This window comes from Nonomuraea sp. NPDC054003 (genome assembly GCF_055585125.1).
This window is the reverse complement of sequence record NZ_JBVJKR010000004.1, coordinates 213,261-232,966: the sequence shown is the minus strand read 5'-3', so window position 1 is coordinate 232,966 and position 19,706 is coordinate 213,261. Positions and strand designations below refer to the sequence as shown.

Sequence of the window (19,706 nt, the reverse complement as noted above, 5' to 3'; positions counted from 1 at the left end):
GGGGCTTCAATGGGTGGTCCACGGTTCGAGCCGGTGCGGACCGTACGCGCTTACGAGCGGATCGTGGAGCAGATCGAGGAGGCCGTCGAGACGGGGGCGCTCACGCCGGGCCAGCGGCTGCCGAGCGAGCGCGATCTCATGGCGCAGTTCTCGGTGAGCCGCTCCACGGTGCGTGAGGCGCTGCGCGTGCTGCAGGCGCGCGGGCTGGTCCAGTCGCGGCCCGGGGATCCCAACGGCGCCGAGGTGCAGCCGTTCTCGCCCGCCGCGCTGCACAAGTCGATGACCACGCTCGCCCGGGTGGACGAGCTGTCGCTGGGCGAGCTGGTGCAGTTCAGGATGGTGCTGGACGCGTCGGCCAACCTGCTCGCGGCGCGGCTGCGCACCGACGAGCAGCTCGCCGAGATGGACGCGGCCATCGAGCGGATGCGCCGGGCCGCCGAGGTCAGCTACGACGAGTTCAGCGCCGCCGACGTGGCCTTCCACGACGCGGTGGCGCGGGCCTCGCGCAACAAGCTCATCGAGATCAGCACCGGCGTGGTCCGCTCGATCGTGCTCAACCTGATAGCGGGCAAGATCGCCTCGTCGGACGACCGGGTGGCGCTCATGCGGCGCAGCATCCGGCACCACGAGGAGGTGCTCGACGCCGTGCGCGCCGGCGACGGGCCGCTGGCGGCCCGGCTGTCGCGGGAGACGATGTACGACTACTACGTCGACTACGTCCCGGCCGACGAGCGCCCCGCGCTGCGCGCACTGCTGGAAGAGTAAATGGTGCCGGCGGCGCAATCCGGGTAAAGAGTGTTATGTTGCAGCCGTGGCTGGGGAGGAGTCGGTGGCCGAGGCGTTCCTGCGCGAGCCCCGCCGCTACACCAGCCACCAGGTGGCCGAGATGGCAGGGGTGCCGGTCTACCGCGCGCGGCGGTTCTGGCGGGCGCTCGGCTTCGCGAACGTGGCCGACGACGCGGTGGAGTTCACCGACTCCGACGTCGAGGCGCTCAGGACCCTGCTCGGCATGGTCAGCGACGGCCTCTACGACGAGGAGCACATGCTGCTGATCGCCCGCTCACTCGGGAGGGCGACGGCCCGGCTGGCCGAGTCGCAGGCCGAGCTGGGCGCCGAGGAGCTCGACCAGGCGGGGGTGCCGCTGGCCGAGCGGCCCAGGGCGTGGCGCCGGCGGGCCGAGCGGGTGGTGCCCGACCTGACCGGGCTGCTGGTCTACGCCTGGCGGCGCCAGCTCGCCGCCGCCGCGGGGCGGCTCGCCGTCCAGGACCTCAGCGCCGTACGGGTCACGGTCGGGTTCGCCGACCTGGTCGGGTTCACCAGGCTGAGCAGGCAGATCACCGAGACCGAGCTGGCCGCGCTGGTCGACAGGTTCGAGGGCCGCTCGGCCGACATCGTCACCTCCTACGGCGGCCGGGTGGTCAAGACGCTGGGCGACTCGGTGCTGTTCGTGGCCGACAAGTCGCACGTGGCCGCCGACATCGGGCTGCGGCTGGTGGAGACGCACGCCAAGGGCCGGGGCATGCCGGAGCTGCGGGTGGGCCTGGCGGCCGGGCCGGTGGTGTGGCGCATGGGCGACGTCTTCGGCACGACCGTCAACCTGGCCAGCCGCCTGACCGCGCTGGCCCTGCCGGGGACGATCCTGGCGGACCCGCAGGCGGCCGAGGAGCTGGAGGACGACCGGGCGTTCCAGCTCCGGGCGGTGGACCGGCTGTCGGTCCGGGGTCTCGGCGAGCTGGTCCCGTTCACCGTGACCCGCGCCTGAGCGCCGCCGGGCAACCGGGTCGTCGTCCCACCGCGTCTGTACCGTCAGCAACGCTCTGGTGACTCCTCCACTTCCTGAAGGAAGCGGCTTCTCGCTTTCCCCTGCTGAGGTAGGCGACGGACAAGCCCTGCCCGTTTCGAACAAAGAAACCATAACAGGGAAGCGATTCCCCTGCCGGGTGAACCAGGCAGTCCCCTCACTAGATCTGATGGGGAGGCGCATCCCGTGACGGATTGAGCCATTTTTCAGGACTTCGCGTCCGCCGCGTCCTGGTCACCACCTACACCTCCTGGTGGCGCCGCAGGTGGCGGGCCGAGGTGCCCAGCGCGAGCCTGCCGGACTTCCCCGTACGGGATGACGACGCCGGGGAGCGGGCGGAGCTGTGGCGCGCGGTGATCGTGCTCCGCTTCTACGAGGACCTGCCGGTGGCCGAGGTGGCCGCGCTGCTCGGCTGCGGGACCGGCACCGTCAAGAGCCAGACGGCCAAGGCGCTGGCCAAGCTGCGGGTGAACGAGTCGATCATGAAGGAGCTGCGGTCATGACCGTTCAGGATCTCCGGGAGGCGCTGCGCGAGCGGGCCGACGGCCCTTCTCCGGCGAATCCGTCGCGCCACGAGCAGGTCCTGGCGCGCGTCCGCAGGGCCCGGCTGGGCAGACGGGTGACGGCCGGCGTGGCGGCGGGGGCGGCGGTGGCCGCAGCCGTGGTGCTGGGTGCGGCGGTCATGCCCGGCCCGGCGGAGCCGGAGACCACCGTCGCCGTGCGGCCGGCGGCGAAGCTGCCCGAGCGGTTCACCGCCCCGGACGGCACCGCGTACCGGCGCGTGGCGGTCACCACGATCCGGGCGGGCGGCGCGGACCGGGCGACGGTGCGGGTGCCGGTCACCGGCGAGCGGCTCGACGTGGCGGCCGTGTGCGAGGGCGACCTCCAGGTGAACACCGGCGTGCGCGTCGCGGTCGACGGCCGCTCCAGCGGCCCCGGCTTCGGCCGCTGCTCGGCCAGGCGGGCGCTCCAGCCGCTCACGGTGCCCACCGGCGCCCGGGAGGTGAGCGTCACCTTCGACACGACCACCACCGGCACGGCATGCGTGGTGCAGGGTGGGACGTGCCGGCCCGTGCCGCGGACCGAGGGCACCTGGACGCTGGGCGTCTACGCCTGGACGCCGCCGGACGCGCCCGTGCGGCCGGAGCCGGTCAAGGACCTGCCGGACAGGCTCGGCGGCCGGCCGCTCCTCGACGCGCGGACCGGGATGTGGCCGGCGGACGACACCGTGCGGTTCGAGTTCGACGCCACCGGTCGGTCCTTCGGCCTCGACCAGATCTGCGCCGGCGACCTCGCCGAGCGGCTCCGGTTCGAGATCACGGTCGACGGCGGGGTGGGCCACGGCAGCGGCTGCGTCGTGTGGCGGTCCGGCCCGTTCCCGCTGGCGATGAGCGAGCACAAGACGCGGCCCGGTGAGCGGGTCGTGGTGACCGCTCGGATCACCGTGGACGGCGGTCATCCCCACCGCCCCGTCCGCTGGTCGATCGGGCTCTACGGCGAGTAGGAACCATTTCCCGCCCGCCCTTGTTGCACCGGGATATGACACCGCTCTCGATCCTCGACCGTTCGCTGGTCCGGCAGGGGCAGTCGCCGGCGTCGGCGCTGCGCGACACCGTGCGCTTCGCCCGCGAGGCCGAAAAGCTCGGCTACCACCGGTTCTGGGTGTCGGAGCACCACAGCGTCCCCGGCGTGGCGGGGTCGGCGCCTACTGTGCTGGCGGCGGCCGTCGCGGCGGCCACCTCCCGCATCAGGGTGGGCACCGGCGGCGTGATGCTGCCCAACCACCGGCCGCTGGTGGTGGCCGAGCAGTTCGGCGTGCTGGAGTCGCTGCACCCGGCGCGGATCGACATGGGCCTGGGGCGGTCGGTGGGGTTCACCGGCGGCATCCGCAAGGCTCTCGGCCAGGGCAGGGAGGCCGCCGACGGGTTCTCCGGGCAGCTGGCGGAGCTGCTCGGCTTCTTCACCGGCGCCCAGGACGCGTACCCGGGGGTGCACGCGCTGCCGGCGGAGGGCCTGCGCCCGCAGGTGTTCGTGCTGGCCATGGGCGCGGGCGCGGACATCGCCGCCGCGCACGGGCTCCCCCTGGTGATCGGCGGCGGAGCCCCGGCCGGGGCCGCCGCCCGTTACCGGGCCGCGTTCCGGCCGTCGGAGTGGAGCGCGGCGCCGTACGTGATGGTGGCGGCGAACATCGCGGTCGGCGAGACCGCCGAGCGGGCGGCGCTGCTGCAGGTGCCGGAGGCGTGGTCGACGGCGCACTCGCGGGTACGCGGCGTGTTCCCGCCGCTGCGCCCGCCGGGCGAGATCCTGCGGATGGACCTGCCGGAGCGCGAGCGCGCGCTGCTGGAGGACGCCCGCAAGGGCCAGATCAGCGGGACGGCGGACGAGGTCGCGACGCGGCTGCGCGACCTGGTGACGGTGACGGGCGCCGACGAGGTCCTGGTGACGATGAACACCTACGACCTGGACGACCGCCTGGAGTCGTACCGGCGGCTGGCCGCCCTGGCGTGAGAGATGGGCGCCGTCTTCGCGCCCATCTCACCGTACGGCCGTCAGCTGAGCTCCAGGATGAGCGCCAGCTGCGCGATGAGCACGACGGCGACCGTGCCGACGGCGGCGAGCGCGACGACCATGAGGGACGCGCGGAAGAGCGCGGTGACGACCTTGCCGAGCCGGCGGACGGCCGAGATCACGGTCCAGCCGGCGAGGACGGCCAGGAGGTAGAGGAGGCCGCGGGCCATCGCGACGCCCTCAGGGCTGGCGATCGTTTCCATGAGTGCGGGAAGGGCAGAGGTGACGAACATGGTGGGTCCCTGTGGTTCGGCATCGAGGGGCCTTGGAGCGTGCGGCACTCCGGGGAGTGACGCCTGTTCGTGAGGATGCTCGCCCGGGCGGCGCGGTCTCGCCGGAGGGTCTCTGATCGTCATCTGAATCCCCGTCTGAACTTCAGTAAATCTTCAGCCCCTGACTGAAGACTTGCCCTCCCTTTGATGCATTAATCCCTCTCCTGGGTAAGTCGTTGTGGATTAGAATGGCCGCTTCGCCGATGCGGCCCCGAAGTTTCGGCGTTGGCCTGCGTGTATGCCCTCGCCCCCGGCAGTGGGTAGAGGTTTACTTAAGGTGTTGAACCTCGGATGGGGGTGTCCTCATGGCGGATTCCGGCCAGGCCCTAGCGCACCGGCTCCGGCAACTGCGCCTTCAGCAGTGGCCCGGCAGGAGAGTCAAGCAGCCGCAGCTGGCCCAGGCGCTCAACGTCAGCGTGCCCCTCATCTCGTCGTGGGAGAACGAGGGCAACCCCAAGGTGCCGCCGGTCTCCCGCCTGGAGGCCTACGCGCTGATCTTCTGCAGCCGCCGTTCGCTCAGGGACGACGACCTCGTCCCGGTCGCCGAGGACGAGCTGACCGCGGAGGAGTCACAGCTGCGCGACAAGCTCCTGCAGGAGCTGCTCGACCTGCGCTCGGCCGCCCTGGACCAGAGACCGTCGAGCGCGGTCGTCAACCCGTGGCAGTTCGACGACGGCAAGCAGGTCGTCATCGTCTGCGCGCGGCTTCCCGGGGAGTGGCTGGCGCGCATGCCGTACGTCGATCCCGACGACCCGCACCACATCGAGCTCTACACCTACGCCGACCTCGACGCGCTCTTCGAGCTGCACGGCCACATCCGCGCCTTCAACCCTGCCAGCGAGGTCCGCCGCCACACCCCGGACGAGCTGGAGCCGGACGACCTCACCTCGCATCTGGTGCTGCTCGGCGGCGTCGACTGGAACGACCTGACCACCAACGTCTTCCAGGACCTCGGGCTTCCGGTCGAGCAGGTGAACGACTGGGACGGCGAGCACGGCCCCTACTTCTCCTCCTCTGACCGGCGTTTCCATCCCAAGCTGAGCGGGGGGCGGCTGCGAGAGGACGTGGCGCTGTTCTACCGGGGGGAGAACCCCTACAACGCCGAGTGCACGCTCACGATCTGCAACGGCATGTACGGCCGCGGCACGCTCGGGGTGGCGCGGGCCCTGACCGACGTCAAGTTCAGGGACCGCAACACCGCCTGGCTCCAGGAGCGCTTCGGCGGCCACGAGGCCTACGCGCTGCTGAGCAAGGTCCGCGTCGTCAACGGCAAGGTCATCACCCCCGACTGGACGCTCGACGAGCTGAGGCTGGTCGAATGGCCCGGCTGACCTCGCCGGCGTCGCATCACCATCCCTCCCACCGGCATCTGCTCCAGGCGACCGGCGCGCCCGCGGGCATGGCCAGGATCGACGCGATCGTGGTGCCCACCGCCCGCCCGAGCCGTTACCTCCGGCACGCCTCCCATCTGGCGGAGGTCCTGGGCTGCCCGCTGGTCGTGCTGTGCAGCGGCAGGTGGACCAGCGCCGAGCGGGTGCGGGCCGGGGCCGCTCCCGGCGCCGACGTGATCGCCATCGACTTCACCGCGAGGTCGGCGGCGCGGCTGCCCGCGCTCGAGACGTCCACCGCGCTCCCCCCGAGGCTGAGACGGCACACCGACACGGCCGCCAAGCGCAATTTCGCGCTGGCGCTGGCCAGGATGGCCGGCTGGGAGCGCATCGTGTTCCTCGACGACGACATCGAGGTGGGAGCGCCTGACGACCTCCGCAGGGCGGCCGGGCTGCTCGACGACTTCGACGCGGCCGGGCTGTCGATCGGCGGGTTCCCGGACAACTCGGTCGTGTGCCACGCCTTCCGCGCCGTCGGCGGGCATCAGGAGACCTTCGTCGGCGGTGGCGCGCTGGTCGTGGAGACGGTGCGCGACGTCGCGTTCTTCCCGGACGTCTACAACGAGGACTGGTTCTATCTGCTGAAGGAGGACGGGCTGCGCCCGCTCGCCGTCACGGGCCTGGTCAAGCAGGCGCCCTACGACCCGTTCCGCACGACCGAGAGGGCCAGGGCGGAGGAGACGGGCGACGTGCTGGCCGAGGGCGTGTTCTGGCTGCTCGACGAGGGCAGGACCCTGCGGGAGGCCGATCTGCGGCATTGGACGGAGTTCCTGGCCAGGCGCCGCCTGTTCATCGAGAGCATCCTCGACCGCCTGCCGCGGGCCCGGGTGAGCCCGGACGAGCGGCGGCGGATGGAGGAGTCGCTCAAGGCCGCGCGCGGGCGGCTGGCCCTGATCAGTCCCGAGCTCTGTCTGGGATACCTCGACAGGTGGCGGGCCGACAGCAAGGTGTGGCGGGAGTTCGTGGAGCTGCTGCCCCGTGGCAGGCCCGTCGAGCAGGCGTTGCGTTATCTCGCCACGCCCGGCCGGGGCGCGCCGTGACCTCCGGGCGGCGATCCGCTGTCTGTTTCGTCCTTTTGTGACAGATCACCGCGATAAGCTGGTTGCCCGCCGTTTCGCCGCTTGATTGTAGAAGTCATGCTGCATGTCCGGATCCGAGCCGCCGTGCACGGGGATCTCGTCGCCCTGGTCAACTCCCTCGGGCAGGAGCCGTACTTCCGGGAGCGGCTGGCGGGTCAGCGGGAGAAGCACGGGGTGCTGCTGGTCGCGTGGGACGGGTTCACCCCCATCGGGGACGTGTACCTGTGGCTGGACCCGGCCGAGGAGCCGGAGGTGCGCGAGCGGCTGCCCGGCGTGCCGTTGCTGACCCACCTGGAGGTGGCGCCCGAGCATCGCAACCAGCGGATCGGCACCCGGCTGATGGGCGCCGCCGAGCGGCGGTTACGCGAGCTCGGCCACGACCGGGTGGCGCTGGGCGTGGATCCGCGCAACCGCCGGGTGTGGCCGCTCTACAGGCGGCTCGGTTACGTGGAGTGGCCGCATCCTCCGGTGCCGACCACGCGCCGGATCTACCTGCCGGGCGGGCGGGTGGAGCAGGTGCCCGACGTGTGCCGGATTCTGGTGAAAGATCTTCGTGAACCTCGGGCCGGCGAAGGCTAGGATTCCCGAACGAAGTTCGGCCAAGTGAGGGATGTCCGGTATGACGACTCGCCAGCATGCCATCGGAGACCTGTTGCGCCGCTCCGCGGCCCGCTATCCCGCCAAGACCGCCATCATCTACGGCGACCTGCGGCAGAGCTACGCCGAGCTCGACCGTACGGTGAACCGCACCGCCAACGCGCTGGCCTCGCGGGGCGTGGGCAAGGGCGACCGGTTCGCGATCCTCTCGCACAACGACCACGCGTTCGTGGTGGCCTACTTCGCGCTGGCCCGGCTGGGCGCGATCTCGGTGCCGATCAACTTCATGCTGGGCCCGGAGGAGGTCGCGTACATCCTGGAGCACGCGGGCGCGTCCGGGATGCTGGTGGAGGAGGCGCTGCTGCCGGTGGCCGAGGGCGCCGTGAGCGACCGGGTCGCGGTGCGCGGCGTCATCGGGGCGGGCCGGGACGGCTGGGAGCCGGTCGAGGACTGGATGGCGCACGGTGACGACGCCGAGCCGGTGGTGGAGATCGGCGACGACGACCCGATCCAGCTCATGTACACCAGCGGCACCGAGTCCCGGCCGAAGGGGGCGACCCTGTCGAGCCGGAGCCTGATCTCCCAGTACGTGACGTGCGTGGTCGACGGTGAGATGAGCGGCGACGACGTGGAGGTGCACGCGCTGCCGCTGTACCACTGCGCCCAGCTGCACTGCTTCCTCACGCCCGGGATCTATCTGGGGGCGACCAACATCGTGCTGCCCGGCGCCGACCCGGCGGGGATCCTGGCGGCGATCGAGTCGGAGCGGGCCACCAAGCTGTTCTGCCCGCCGACGGTCTGGATCGGGCTGCTGCGCCACCCCGACTTCGACCGCCGTGACCTGTCGTCGCTGCGCAAGGGCTACTACGGCGCCTCGATCATGCCGGTCGAGGTGCTGAAGGAGATCGCGGCCCGGCTGCCCGAGGTGCGGCTGTTCAACTTCTACGGGCAGACGGAGATGGCGCCGGTGGCCACGATCCTGCGCCCTGAGGAGCAGCTGACCCGGCTGGGTTCGGCCGGCCGGCCCGCGCTGAACGTGGAGACGCGGATCGTCGGCGACGACGGCGAGCCGCTGCCGCCGGGCGAGGTGGGCGAGATCGCGCACCGCAGCCCGCACGCGATGCTCGGCTACTGGAACGACCCGGAGAAGACCGCGGAGGCGTTCCGCGGAGGCTGGTTCCACAGCGGCGACCTGGGTGTGATGGACGTGGACGGATACCTGTCGGTGGTCGACAGGAAGAAGGACATGATCAAGACAGGCGGCGAGAACGTGGCCAGCCGCGAGGTCGAGGAGGCGATCTACCAGCACCCGTCCGTGGCGGAGGCGGCCGTGTTCGGGGTGCCGGACGAGCGGTGGATCGAGGCCGTGACGGCCGCGGTCGTGCTGCGCGAGGGCGCGAGCCTCACCGCCGACGAGCTGGTGGCGTTCCTGCGGGGCCGGCTGGCTCCGTTCAAGACGCCCAAGCAGGTCCGGTTCGTCGCCGCGCTGCCCAAGAACGCCAGCGGCAAGGTGCTCAAGCGGGAGCTGCGGGAGGCGTTCTGACCATCCCGTAGAAGCTCGCTGACCAGGGAAGACGACGCCGAGTCACGGTGTTGTACGGGAGTGCGCGACAACCTTCTCGACATCCGACGTATCTACTTCGAGCCCGCCGCCGCCGAGCTGCCGCGCGGCCGGGAGATACTCGGCCGCTTCCCTGGTGCCGAGCTGGTCGAGGTCGAGCGGCACGACCGCATCCCGGAGCTGTACGGCGACGAGGCGAACGTCGCCCGCTGGGTCCGGATCAAGACCGAGTCGCTGGTGCTCGGCACCAAGAAGTCGCTGACCGCCCGCCCGAACGGCCGCTCCAGCGACTTCGTCGCGCCGTCCACGGCCAACGGCTGCGCGATGGCGTGCGCGTACTGCTACGTGCCGCGCCGCAAGGGCTACAGCAACCCGATCACGGTGTTCGCCAACATCGACAAGATCACCGGCTATCTCGCCAGGCACGCCGCCAGGCAGGGCGTCAAGCCCGAGCCGGACCAGGTGGACCCGCACGCCTGGGTGTACGACATCGGCGAGAACTCCGACTGCTCGGTGGACGCGACGATCTCCAGGAACGTCCGTGACCTGGTGGAGCTGTTCCGGGACCTGCCGAACGCCAAGGCCAGCTTCGCCACCAAGTACGTCAACCGCGACCTGCTCGGCTGGGATCCGCGCGGGCGCACCAGGATCAGGTTCAGCCTGATGCCGGAGGCCGACTCCAAGCTGCTCGACATCCGCACCTCCCCGGTGGCCGAGCGCATCGCCGCCATCGACGACTTCGTGGCGGCCGGGTACGAGGTGCACGTCAACTTCAGCCCGGTGGTGGTCAGGGACGGCTGGCTGGAGGACTGGGCCGAGCTGCTGGACCGGCTCGGCGACGGGATCGGCGCGGCCGCGCGCGAGCGGCTCGCCGCCGAGGTGATCTTCCTGACCCACAACGACCGGCTGCACGAGGTCAACCTCGGCTGGCATCCGAAGGCCGAGGAGGTGCTGTGGCGGCCGGACCTGCAGCAGCCCAAGCGCTCGCAGACGGGCGGCTGGAACGTCCGCTACCGCACCGGCCAGAAGGGCCGGTACGTAGCCGCGCTCACCGATCTCATCGATGAGCGCCTGCCCTTCTGCCGGATCCGCTACGCCTTCTGACGAAGCAGCCGTCTTGTCCGGGCCCCCCGGCGAGCCCACAATCTGGGTATCCGTCAACGGGGTGCGCCATGGCTGGGGTGTGGGAGGGGCTGGCCGATCCGCTGACCGCCGTCATCGTCGCCGTGATCCTGGTGGTGCTGGCTTCCGTCAGCGAGTCCTGCCTGCTCAAACTGGTGTTGCTGGCCGCCGCCGTCGCGGCGCTGGTGTGGATGGGGCTGAGTCACGCCGCCACCGGGCGGCCCGTGGAGTGGAGGTGGGAGAGCGTGCTCTCCTTCCTCGAACGGCCGATCGTGGCGCTGGTGCTCGCGCTGGTGCTGGCGTTCATCGGCACCCGGTCGGGCTGGCGGCTGGCGAAGCTCCTGGCGTTCTGCGGGGCGGCGGCCGCGTTCTTGTGGGCGGCCATCCGCTATCAGGCGGTGGGCGGCATCGTCTCCGCCACCGTGAGCACGGCCGGGACGGTCCTGATCTGGCTGATCGCCGCCATCGTCGTGGTGACGCTGGCGCTCGTCGCCGCGGTGGTGGTCATGTTCCTGGCGTCCCCGCCGCGCCGCCCGCCGAGGCGGCCCCGCCCGGCGCGGGACGGGCCGCCGCCGGAGCGCGCCGGCCGTTTCACCGGGCTCGCCGATGAGCTGGCCGAGCTGCTGGAGGACGACCACGTGCTGGACGGTCCCGGTTCGCTGCTGCGCTTCTACTTCTCAGGGCTGCGCGACGTACGGGACGAGATCGCGGACATCCACCGGCGCTGCGACCGGGAGATCGTGGACCTGGCCGAGGCCGCGCCGGCGGAGTTCCCTGAGCTGGAGCCGGGCCCGCTGCGCCGGCTGGCCCGCAGGCGCACGGCGCTGCCGGACCGGGACGAGTGGGCGGAGCTGATGGACGAGCTGGAGGTGCCCGTCCCGTACGCCGCCATGCGGGTGCTTCTGGTGCGCCGCGACTGGCGGGAGGTGGCGACGATCTTCTACAAGTGTTACGTGTGCGCGCGGCTGCTGGGCGGCGCCCCATGAGAGCGGACTCAGCGCGTCGCCGTGCCGCGCATCCCGAAGATGATCACCGCTCCGGCGGCCAGGTGCATCAGGGCGAGCGTGAGCTGTGAGCCCGCGTTCACCCCGCCGAGCGGGCCGAGCAGCGACAGGACGAGGACGGCCGCGGCGACCGCGGTCCAGATGGCGCGGGCGCGCCGGGTGAGGCGTTCGAGGACGGCCAGCAGGGCCCAGCCGGCGAGCCCGGCGACGGCGGTGGCGATCACCACCGCCACGGGCCCGACCGCGATGGTCCCTGCTCCGCCCCGGGCGGCGAGGTCGACGCCGGCGATCGGGACGGCCACGAGCCAGACGGCCAGTGTGGCGGCGACGGCGACGGCGATGGTGGGAAGGCGGCGGGTCATGCGCGCGACTCCTCTCTCCTGAGCGGCTCGTACAGGCTGCTCCAGCCGTTGTAGAGCCCGCTCAGCACGTAGTGGACATTGGTGATGATCACGGCGACGAGGGTCGCGACCGCGTACAGGAGCATCCCTGTCACGCGCACCGTGTCGACGGGCAGCGCGTACGCGATGGCCACCCGGGCGGCGGCGTCGAGCAGCAGCACGACGCCCCAGACGGCGGACGACACCCGCCAGACGCGGCGGAACCTGGGCAGCCGCTCCCAGTAGACCTCCCACGGCTCGCGCACCGGCCCGAACGGGTAACGGTGCTCCAGCAGCGGCCGGGTGAAGAGGTAGGCGAGAGGCCGGGACATCCTGGTCGAGGCCAGGAACCAGATGCCGGCCGCCGCCGTGACCCAGCCCTCCTTGGCCAGCAGCATCCGCTCGTCGCCGCTGACCAGCGTCACCACCACGGCGACGGCGAACATGGCGGTGAAGAACGCGCTCAGCCCGTCGAGCTTGCGCTCGCGCAGCAGCTTGTAGCCGGTGAACCCGGCCGACACCAGCGTGTCGGCCAGCAGCGCCAGGTAGACGCTGACCCCCGCGGCGCGTAACCCGTAATAGATCACGACGGGCACGCCGATGTTGACGGCGATCGTCAGCCACCGCCCCCTCACGGCTCCGCCCTGGTGGCCAGGTCGAACATCGTCTCCAGCTCGCGCGCCGTCAGCTCCAGGTCGAGGCCGGGCCTGGAGCGCAGCAGGAACGGCAGGCCGTCGAGCGAGCGCTGGATCGTGGCGGCCATCACGAACGGGTCGAACGCGCGGAACTCCCCCCGTTCCTGGCCCTCGCGCAGAATGAGCTCCAGGTGGCTCAGCGTCCGAATCTCCTCCTCCGGGCCGTAGGAGCCGGCCTCGCCCGGATGGCTGAGGAAGATCGTCATCAGCGCCTCCATCTCGTCGCGGTGCGCGGCGTTGAACGCGACCAGGCCGCCGATGTAGGCGCGCAGCCGGCTCCTGGCGTCGGGCTGCGCGCTGACCCGCTCGTGCATGAACCGCCCGAGCTTCTCGTGCACGTGCCCGACCACGGCGGCCATCAGCTCGTCCTTGCCGGCGAAGTGGTACGAGATCAGCCGCGTGCTGCTCAGCCCCGCCCGCTCGGCGATCTTCGCGAACGAGGTGTGCCCGTAGCCGAGCCGCCCGAGGGTCTCGATAGTCGCGGCGATGATCTGCGCGCGCCTGGCGTCCCCCGTGAACGTCCGCTTTCTTACTTGCATGAGTAAACAGTAACTCATCCAAGTAACTCCGGGAACCCCTCTCGCGGGTTTACGGTGCGCCCATGACGATCCGCAGCCTGTTCGCGAGTGTGCTGGCCGTGCTGTCGGCCGGTACCGTCGCCCTCGTGGTGACCCCATCGACTTCCGCCGCGACGGCCGCCGACCCCGGCCGCCGCGCCCAGCCGCCCGTCGTCATCGGCCATCGCGGCGCCAGTGCCCACCGCCCCGAGCACACGCTGCTCTCGTACGAGGCCGCGATCGCGATGGGCGCCGACTACATCGAGCCCGACCTCGTCCCCACCAAGGACGGCGTCCTCGTCGCGCGGCACGAGAACGAGATCTCGCAGACCACCGACGTGGCCGAGCGGGCGGAGTTCGCCGGCAGGCGCGCCACCAAGACGATCGACGGCCGCGAGGTGACCGGGTGGTTCACCGAGGACTTCACGCTCGCCGAGCTGAAGACCCTGCGGGCCAGGGAGCGGGTGCCCGACCTGCGCCCGGACAACACGGCCTTCGACGGGACGGCCCAGATCCCCACCTTCGAGGAGGTGGTCGAGCTGGCGCTGCGGCACGGGGTTGGCGTCTACCCGGAGACCAAGCACCCGACCTACTTCGACTCCATCGGCCTGTCGCTGGAGGAGCCGCTGCTGGAGACGCTGGAGCGCAACCGCGTGCGGAAGGCGTACATCCAGTCGTTCGAGACGGCCAACCTGCGCGAGCTGTCCGGCAGGACGCGGCTCCCGCTCGTCCAGCTCATCGGCGCGACCGGCGCCCCCTACGACTGGGTCGCGGCCGGTAACGGCCGCACCTACGACGACATGGTCACCCCGGAGGGCCTGCGGGAGGTCGCCCGGTACGCCGGCGCGATCGGCGTCGACACCCGGCGCGTGCTGCCCGTCGGCGCCGACGGCAGGACCCTGGAGCCGACCGCCCTGGTCCGCGACGCCCACCGCGGGCGGCTGGACGTGCACGTGTGGACCGTGCGCAACGAGAACTCCCAGCTCCCCGCCGACCACCGGCTCGGGAACCCCGACAGCCCCGCCTACCCGCGCGCCACCGGTGACGTGGCGGGCTTCCTGGGCCGGATGCTGGAGCTGGGCGTCGACGGCGCGTTCTGCGACGATCCCGCGATGGGCCGGGCCGTCGTCTCGCGTCACGCCCGCTGACATGACGACCGACCAGCACGGGCTCGCCGTGAGCGGGGCGGGGCGGGCCGCCGTCCGCCACTACGACCGGGCCGTCGACGCGCTGCTGCACTTCCGTCCCGAGGTCGAGGCCGAGGCGGCGGCTGCGCTGGCCGAGGCGCCCGGCTTCCCCATGGCCAACGTGCTGAGCGCCTACCTGGGGATGCTCACCACCGAGCCGGCCCCGGCCCGCGAGGCTCGCGAGCGCTTCGCCGCCTTCCTGCGCCGCGCGGACGCGGCATCGTGGTCACCGCGCGAGCGGGCGCACGCCGAGGCGGCCGGCGCGCTGCTCGGCGGCGACCTCACGCGCTGCGGCGCGCTGCTCGCGCGCATCACCGAGCGGCACCCGCGCGACGCGCTCGCGCTGGCCGCCGGGCACCAGGTCGACTTCTTCACCGGCGACGCCCGCTCCCTGCGCGACCGGATCGGCGGCGCGCTCAGCGCCTGGCACGACGACGACCCGCACTACGGGCATCTGCTCGGGATGTACGCGTTCGGGCTGGAGGAGGCCGGCCACTACGACCGCTCCGAGGAGGTGGGGCTGCGGGCCGTCGAGCTGAACCGGCGCGACGTGTGGGGCATCCACGCGGTCGCGCACACGTACGAGATGCAGGGACGTTTCGGTGACGGCATCCGCTTTCTGGACGAGCGGGTCGGTGACTGGTCCACCGGGACGTTCTTCAACGTGCACACCTGGTGGCACTACACCCTGTACGCGCTGGAACGCGGCGAGACCGGCCGGGTGCTGGACATCTACGACGCGGTGCTGGCCGGCGGCGAGACCGCGATGCAGTTGCTGGACGCCTCGGCCCTGCTGTGGCGCCTCTACCTGGAGGGCGTCGTGCCGGACGGGCGGTGGGCGGCGCTGGCGGACGCGTGGCCGGACAAGATGGACGAGGCCTGTCACGCGTTCAACGACATGCACGCGGTCATGGCGTACGTGGGAGCGGGCCGCGCCGGCGAGGCGGAGCGGCTCATCGCGGCGCGGGAGGCGTACGTGCGCGAGCCGCGTCCCGGGGTCACCAACCAGGCGATGACCGCGCGGGTGGGGCTGCCGGTGTGCCGGGCGCTGGTGGCCTACGGGCGGGGCGACCATGACCGGGTCGTCGAGCTGCTCCAGCCGGTCAGGCACCGGGTGAACGAGGCCGGCGGCAGCCACGCGCAGCGGGACGCGGTGCAGAGGACGCTGCTGGAGTCGGCGCTGCGGGCCGGGCGGCACGAGCTGGCGCGGGTGCTGGTGAGCGAGCGGGTGCACCTGCGGCCGTGCAGCCCGTTCAACTGGCTGAAGCGGGGCGCCCTGGCCGAGGCGCTCGGCGACCGCGCCGCCGCGGCCGCCGCGCGGGACGAGGCCGCCCGGCTGGCCCTGGCGGGAGGATCTGTCGGGGGCGCCGAGTAGGGTTTCGGCCATGGAAAGCCGACTGACCTTGATGGCCGTGCACGCCCACCCCGACGACGAGTGCCTGAGCACCGGCGGGGTGCTCGCCCGCTACGCCGCGGAGGGCGTCCGCACGGTTCTGGTCACCTGCACCAACGGCGAGCAGGGTGACGGCCCCGGCGGGGTGAAGCCCGGCGACGCCGGCCACGACGCCGCCGAGGTGGCCGAGCGCCGGCTGGCCGAGCTGCGCGCCTCCGCAGACCATCTCGGCATCGAGCACGTCGAGCTGCTCGGCTACCGCGACTCCGGCATGGCGGGCTGGTCGACCAACGACCACCCTGACGCCTTCGCCAACGTGTCCGTGGAGTCGGCGGCCGCCCGGCTGACCGAGCTGATGGCGCGTTACCGCCCGCAGGTGGTGGTGACCTACGACGAGACGGGCGGCAGCGGCTACGGCCATCCCGACCACGTCCAGGCCCACCGCGTCGCCGTGGCCGCCGTCAACGGCGGCGGCGTCCCCGACAAGCTCTACTACACCGCGATCCCGCGCGCCGCGATCGCCAACATGGCCGCGACCCTCCGCGAGTCGGGCATCGACCTGGGCTTCGAGCCCGACGACGACTTCGGCACCCCCGACGAGCTGGTCAACGCCATCGTCGACGTCTCGGCCTACGTCGACCGCAAGCTCAAGGCCCTGGAGGCGCACGCCAGCCAGGGCGAGAACATCTTCCCGCTGCGCATGCCCCCGCAGGCCCAGCAGCAGATGTTCTCCCACGAGGCGTTCACCCGCGTCCAGAGCCGCGTCAAGACCCCGGCCCACGAGGACGACCTCTTCACCGGCCTCCGCTGACGCGACCCTCCTCGACCTGCCAGGCGGCTCCGCCCGCTCCGACCCGGGCGAAGGAAGGGCCGATAACCTCCGCGGTCACCGGCCCTGGCGCACGCATCGGGCGGCCACCGCCCCTCCACACGCATCGGGCCGGCGCGGGAGGACGGATCTCTCCGGACACCGGCTGATCGTGCAGGGGATGGCGTGAGAGGGTGGGCGGGTGATCGCGGTGCTGGGTGAGTGCGTCGCCGACGCGTTCGCGGATCGGCGGGCGGGTGAGCTGACGCTGCGGGTGCTGCCGGGCGGCGGGCCGGCGAACACGGCGGCGGCGCTGGCCGGGCTCGGCACGCCGGCGCGGTTCCTGGGGCGCATCTCGGGTGACGTGTTCGGGGAGCTGTTCCGGGAGCGGCTGGCCGGGGTGGATCTGACGTACGCCGTCGAGGCCCGCGAGCCGAGCACGCTCGCGGTGGCCGGCCTGGACGACGCCGGCAAGGCGCGTTACGGCTTCCACGCCGAGGGCACCGCCGACTGGCAGTGGACCGGCGCCGAGCTGGCCGGCCCGGTGCTGGACGGCGTGCGGTGCCTGCACACCGGGTCGCTGGCGCTGGTCAGGCCGCCGGGACGGGACGTGGTGGAGGCGTTCGCGGCGGCGGCCGCGCGGCGGGTGACGGTCTCGGTCGATCCCAACGTACGGCCGAGCCTCGCCACGCGGGAGGCGTACGCGGTCGAGCGGTGGTGCGCCTTCGCTGACATCCTGCGGCTCAGCGACGACGACCTGGCCTTCCTGCGGCCCGGCGAGCCGGTGGAGCGGGTGTGCGACGAGTGGCACGCCGCCGGGGCGCGGCTGGTGGTGGTGACGCGGGGCCCGGCCGGGGCGCTGGTGTCGCTCGGCGGGGCCCGGACGGAGGTGCCCGCGCCTCAGGTGGACGTGGTCGACACGGTGGGGGCGGGCGACGCGTTCACGGCCGGGCTGCTGCACTGGCTCGACGGGCGCGGGCTGCTCGGCGGCCGGTTGGACGGGCTGGATCCGGCCACGGCGCGGGAGGCGGCGGCGTTCGCGGCGAAGGTGGCGGCGCTGGCCTGCACGGTGCGGGGCGCCGACCTCCCCCGTGACGCCGGTGCGGTGGCGGGCCGCTGACCGTCAGCGCGGGCGGGCCAGCGCGTCGCGGACGTCCATGAGGGCGAAGCCGAGCAGGTTGAGCCCGCGCCAGGTGGCGGGCGAGGCGGCGGCCGGGTCGTCGGCGGCCAGCCCGATGCCCCACACCCGGTCCAGCGGGCTGGCCTCGACCAGCACCCGCCCGCCGGTGGTCAGCAGGAACTCCTTCAGCTCGGCGTGCTGCCCGAACTTGGCGAGGTTGCCCCGTACCACGATCTCGTAGCGGTGGGCGGCCCAGGTCTCCTCGTCGAAGCCGCCGACGGCGCGCCCGAGCTTCTTCGCCTCGCCGGGATGGGCGGCGGCGAGGATCTTCTCGGCGGCCACCTCGTCGCCGAACAGCAGGGCCTTGTGCGCCATCATGTAGTGCTCGGCCGACCGGTAGTGGCGCCCGTCCTCGGTGAACCCGGCGGGCCACCACTGGCTGAGGCAGCCGCGGCCGGCCGTGCCGTCGCGGGCGGGCTGGTGGCCCCAGAAGTAGAGATAGCGCGGCGGTCGCCCGGCCAGCTCTGCGGCCACGGCTTCGGGGACTGACCGGGGAAGCTTCTCGGACATGGCCTTACTGTGTCACAGCCTCCCTGTGTCACACCCGCGTCACACCCGCGCGACGGCATGCCCGTGCGGCGAGAGGCGCGGTTTGCCACAGGGGTGACCGGGGCAGACGAGGTGCTACGGACGAACCGGGAGTTTCCATGGCCGAGTATGAGGCGACGCGTGGCATGCCTGCCGAAAGCAGGCTGGTGTCCGGCGTCGCGTCCGACGTCACGCTGGTGAACAGGTGGCTGCTGCGCGAGCGTGCCGACGAGGTGCGCGGCATGCTCGACGAGTCACTCTCGCGTGAGATCGGTAACCGCCTGAACAACTCGGGCTGAATGGGTGACTCCTCCGCTCCCTGAAGGGAGCGGCTTCTCGCTAAGCCGCTTCCGCAGCCTCACGAAGGGCAAGCCCTGCCCTCACGATGTTGACCGCCGCGTTCACATCAGCGTGCGCGGCATGCCCGCACGACATGCACCGGAACTCGGCCTGGGTGACGCGGTTCTCCTTCGCCACGTGCCCGCATTCGGCGCACGTGCGGGAGGTGCCGGCGGGGTTCACCGCGATCAGCTCTCGACCGGCGCTCTCAGCCTTGTGCGACAGGATCGTCAGGAACACCCCCCAACCCGCGTCCAGGATGGTCCGGTTCAGGCCCGACTTCTGTGCGACGTTCCGGCCGGGAGCCTCGATCGTGCCGGACGCGCTGCGGGTCATGTTCGTGATCCGCAGGTCCTCGTGCACGATCACGTCATAGGCGCCGACCAGGACGAGCGCGGCCTCGTGCGCGTGATCGAGCCGCTGACGGCGGACCTTGCCGTGCAGGGCGGCGACGCGGGCCACCGCCTTGCGCCGCCGCCGGGAGCCCCGCCGCTTGCGGGCCAGGTCACGCTGCGCGTCCGCCAGACGGCCGGCGGTCGCGGCCAGATGACGCGGGTTCGCCACCCGCACGCCGTCGGAGGTGGTGACGAGCGAGGCCACACCCATGTCGATCCCGGCCACCGCACCCGTGGCGGGCAGAGGTTCGGCAGGCACGTCGTCGCACGACAGGACCAGATACCAGCGGGAGCCCTCACGCTTGACGCTGATGGTCTTGACCCGGCCTTTCACGGGCCGGTGCCGGTGGACGCGGACGTGCCCGACACCCTGCAACCGGACGAAGGTCACCTTCGGGTGTTCGGGCTGGGAGCCCCACCGGCAGCCGTCGCCGTCCTTGGGCCACTCGACGGTGTCGAACCGGCCGCGTCCTTTGAAACGCGGGAAGCCCGGGGTGTGCCCGGCCTTGACCCGGCGGAAGAACGCGGCGAACGCCTTGTCGAGGCGTCGCAGGGTGGCCTGCTGGGCGGAGAAGGACCAGCGGCCCTGCCCACCGGTGTCGTCGCCCCGGATATGTTTCAGCTCGGCGGACTGATCGCCGTAGCGGACGCTCACTCCTGCTTTGGCGTAGGCGGTGCGGCGGTGCTCCAGGGCGGCGTTGTAGAGCTGCCGGTGATCCTCCAGGCACTCTGCCAGCGCCGCCGCCTGCTTGGTGGTGGGGCGCAGCAGGAACTTCAACGATCTGCGCACACCCACCTCCTGTCACGTTCGGTAACGACAACACCACGATATCGGCTCGCGCCGACAAAACC

The 19,706-nt window shown here is 72.1% G+C and carries 22 protein-coding genes; 16 read left to right on the top strand and 6 right to left on the bottom strand.

Annotation, left to right across the window (positions count from 1 at the left end; all coding sequences use genetic code 11):
- Positions 1-9: 9 nt before the first annotated feature.
- From ACZ6YG_RS11665 to ACZ6YG_RS11645, 5 genes are all read left to right on the top strand, one after another.
- On the top strand, positions 10-765 hold the full coding sequence (locus ACZ6YG_RS11665; protein ID WP_148032128.1) for a FadR/GntR family transcriptional regulator: 756 nt from the start codon (positions 10-12) through the stop codon (positions 763-765).
- 46 nt (positions 766-811) lie between these two features.
- Positions 812-1,762: an adenylate/guanylate cyclase domain-containing protein gene (locus tag ACZ6YG_RS11660; RefSeq protein ID WP_271279296.1), complete on the top strand. Its 951-nt coding sequence runs from the start codon at positions 812-814 to the stop codon at positions 1,760-1,762.
- A gap of 233 nt (positions 1,763-1,995) precedes the next feature.
- Positions 1,996-2,304: a sigma factor-like helix-turn-helix DNA-binding protein gene (locus ACZ6YG_RS11655; protein ID WP_466017938.1), complete on the top strand. Its 309-nt coding sequence runs from the start codon at positions 1,996-1,998 to the stop codon at positions 2,302-2,304.
- Positions 2,301-3,305, top strand: a complete 1,005-nt coding sequence (locus ACZ6YG_RS11650; protein ID WP_466017937.1) for a hypothetical protein — start codon at positions 2,301-2,303, stop codon at positions 3,303-3,305. Before ACZ6YG_RS11655 ends, ACZ6YG_RS11650 begins: the two co-directional genes overlap by 4 nt.
- A gap of 35 nt (positions 3,306-3,340) precedes the next feature.
- Positions 3,341-4,309: an MsnO8 family LLM class oxidoreductase gene (locus ACZ6YG_RS11645; protein WP_466017936.1), complete on the top strand. Its 969-nt coding sequence runs from the start codon at positions 3,341-3,343 to the stop codon at positions 4,307-4,309.
- A 41-nt stretch (positions 4,310-4,350) separates the two neighbouring features.
- Here the strand turns inward: ACZ6YG_RS11645 and ACZ6YG_RS11640 are convergent, their stop codons facing one another.
- Positions 4,351-4,602, bottom strand: a complete 252-nt coding sequence (locus ACZ6YG_RS11640; protein ID WP_148032132.1) for a hypothetical protein — start codon at positions 4,600-4,602, stop codon at positions 4,351-4,353.
- A gap of 344 nt (positions 4,603-4,946) precedes the next feature.
- On the opposite strand from ACZ6YG_RS11640, the gene ACZ6YG_RS11635 reads away from it, so the two are divergent.
- From ACZ6YG_RS11635 to ACZ6YG_RS11610, 6 genes are all read left to right on the top strand, one after another.
- Entirely contained in the window at positions 4,947-5,972 is a 1,026-nt protein-coding gene (locus ACZ6YG_RS11635) for a helix-turn-helix domain-containing protein (protein ID WP_148032133.1), read from the top strand.
- Positions 5,960-7,069 (top strand): hypothetical protein, encoded by a 1,110-nt coding sequence (locus ACZ6YG_RS11630; RefSeq protein ID WP_148032134.1) that lies wholly within the window; start codon positions 5,960-5,962, stop codon positions 7,067-7,069. Before ACZ6YG_RS11635 ends, ACZ6YG_RS11630 begins: the two co-directional genes overlap by 13 nt.
- Positions 7,070-7,165: 96 nt before the next feature.
- Complete coding sequence (locus tag ACZ6YG_RS11625; protein WP_148032135.1) at positions 7,166-7,687, top strand: GNAT family N-acetyltransferase; 522 nt, start codon at positions 7,166-7,168, stop codon at positions 7,685-7,687.
- Positions 7,688-7,727: 40 nt separating this feature from the next.
- Positions 7,728-9,248, top strand: a complete 1,521-nt coding sequence (locus ACZ6YG_RS11620) for an acyl-CoA synthetase (RefSeq protein WP_466017935.1) — start codon at positions 7,728-7,730, stop codon at positions 9,246-9,248.
- Between the two features lie 60 nt (positions 9,249-9,308).
- Positions 9,309-10,370 (top strand): spore photoproduct lyase family protein, encoded by a 1,062-nt coding sequence (locus ACZ6YG_RS11615; protein ID WP_271279301.1) that lies wholly within the window; start codon positions 9,309-9,311, stop codon positions 10,368-10,370.
- Positions 10,371-10,438: 68 nt separating this feature from the next.
- Positions 10,439-11,374 carry a hypothetical protein gene (locus ACZ6YG_RS11610; protein WP_466017934.1) on the top strand — a complete coding sequence of 312 codons (936 nt, stop codon included), beginning with the start codon at positions 10,439-10,441 and terminating at the stop codon, positions 11,372-11,374.
- Between the two features lie 8 nt (positions 11,375-11,382).
- On the opposite strand, the gene ACZ6YG_RS11605 is transcribed toward ACZ6YG_RS11610, so the two are convergent.
- The 3 genes from ACZ6YG_RS11605 to ACZ6YG_RS11595 are packed head-to-tail and all read right to left on the bottom strand — an operon-like array spanning position 11,383 to position 13,006.
- Positions 11,383-11,754, bottom strand: coding sequence for a DUF6069 family protein (locus ACZ6YG_RS11605; protein WP_148032139.1), 372 nt, complete (start codon positions 11,752-11,754; stop codon positions 11,383-11,385).
- Entirely contained in the window at positions 11,751-12,407 is a 657-nt protein-coding gene (locus ACZ6YG_RS11600) for a VC0807 family protein (RefSeq protein ID WP_148032140.1), read from the bottom strand. The genes ACZ6YG_RS11605 and ACZ6YG_RS11600 overlap by 4 nt, the downstream gene beginning before the upstream one ends.
- Complete coding sequence (locus tag ACZ6YG_RS11595; RefSeq protein ID WP_219549101.1) at positions 12,404-13,006, bottom strand: TetR/AcrR family transcriptional regulator; 603 nt, start codon at positions 13,004-13,006, stop codon at positions 12,404-12,406. The genes ACZ6YG_RS11600 and ACZ6YG_RS11595 overlap by 4 nt, the downstream gene beginning before the upstream one ends.
- 62 nt (positions 13,007-13,068) lie before the next feature.
- Between ACZ6YG_RS11595 and ACZ6YG_RS11590 the strand changes: the two genes are divergently transcribed.
- The 4 genes from ACZ6YG_RS11590 (at position 13,069) to ACZ6YG_RS11575 (ending at position 17,532) form a co-directional block, all read left to right on the top strand.
- Positions 13,069-14,172 carry a glycerophosphodiester phosphodiesterase family protein gene (locus ACZ6YG_RS11590; RefSeq protein WP_466017933.1) on the top strand — a complete coding sequence of 368 codons (1,104 nt, stop codon included), beginning with the start codon at positions 13,069-13,071 and terminating at the stop codon, positions 14,170-14,172.
- A gap of 1 nt (position 14,173) precedes the next feature.
- Entirely contained in the window at positions 14,174-15,586 is a 1,413-nt protein-coding gene (locus ACZ6YG_RS11585; protein ID WP_466017932.1) for a tetratricopeptide repeat protein, read from the top strand.
- 10 nt (positions 15,587-15,596) lie between these two features.
- Positions 15,597-16,415 carry a PIG-L family deacetylase gene (locus ACZ6YG_RS11580; RefSeq protein ID WP_466017931.1) on the top strand — a complete coding sequence of 273 codons (819 nt, stop codon included), beginning with the start codon at positions 15,597-15,599 and terminating at the stop codon, positions 16,413-16,415.
- A gap of 199 nt (positions 16,416-16,614) precedes the next feature.
- The gene (locus ACZ6YG_RS11575; RefSeq protein WP_466017930.1) at positions 16,615-17,532 is read left to right on the top strand and encodes a carbohydrate kinase family protein; all 918 of its coding nucleotides are present in this window, start codon (positions 16,615-16,617) and stop codon (positions 17,530-17,532) included.
- Positions 17,533-17,535: 3 nt separating this feature from the next.
- On the opposite strand, the gene ACZ6YG_RS11570 is transcribed toward ACZ6YG_RS11575, so the two are convergent.
- Positions 17,536-18,102, bottom strand: a complete 567-nt coding sequence (locus ACZ6YG_RS11570; protein WP_219549090.1) for an NADAR family protein — start codon at positions 18,100-18,102, stop codon at positions 17,536-17,538.
- A 137-nt stretch (positions 18,103-18,239) separates the two neighbouring features.
- Between ACZ6YG_RS11570 and ACZ6YG_RS11565 the strand changes: the two genes are divergently transcribed.
- Positions 18,240-18,419, top strand: coding sequence for a hypothetical protein (locus ACZ6YG_RS11565; RefSeq protein ID WP_466017929.1), 180 nt, complete (start codon positions 18,240-18,242; stop codon positions 18,417-18,419).
- 40 nt (positions 18,420-18,459) lie between these two features.
- Here ACZ6YG_RS11565 and ACZ6YG_RS11560 read toward each other — a convergent pair whose 3' ends face one another.
- Positions 18,460-19,644, bottom strand: coding sequence for an RNA-guided endonuclease InsQ/TnpB family protein (locus ACZ6YG_RS11560; RefSeq protein WP_466017928.1), 1,185 nt, complete (start codon positions 19,642-19,644; stop codon positions 18,460-18,462).
- Positions 19,645-19,706: the final 62 nt, after the last annotated feature.